At 69.2% G+C, this 351-nt stretch carries 1 pseudogene; it reads right to left on the bottom strand.

Features of this window, described 5'->3' with window-relative positions:
• Positions 1-351 (bottom strand): annotated as a pseudogene (locus tag FXF50_RS29055) (hypothetical protein); the annotation flags it as partial.

The following is a 351-nucleotide window of genomic DNA, read 5'->3' as shown; positions in this document are numbered from 1 at the left end:
GCCCATGACCGGGCCGCCGCCCGGGCCCCCGGGACCCCCGGGGCCGCCAGGGCCACCGGGTCCGCCGCCGCCGTACTTGAACTCGGTGGCGTTGCCGCCCTTGACCGTGAGGTCCTTGAGGGTCAGCTCACCGCCGTCGGCGACCCGGAAGATCCGGAACGTGTCCTCGGAGTCCCGCTTGATCGTCGAGCCGTTGCCCTTGATCGTGATGTCCTGCTTGATCTCCGGCAGGGCCGAACCGTGCTTGCGGTCCTTCACGTTCAGCTCGTACGTGCAGTTCTCGGCCAGCTTCAACGTGCCGCCGTGATCCCGGTTCGCCAGATCGACCGCCTCGACCAGCTCCTCGTCGTC

Origin of the sequence: Micromonospora sp. AP08 (assembly GCF_008085935.1) — a bacterium.
Lineage (GTDB): Bacteria > Actinomycetota > Actinomycetes > Mycobacteriales > Micromonosporaceae > Micromonospora > Micromonospora chersina.
This window is presented reverse-complemented; position numbering and strand designations above follow the sequence as displayed.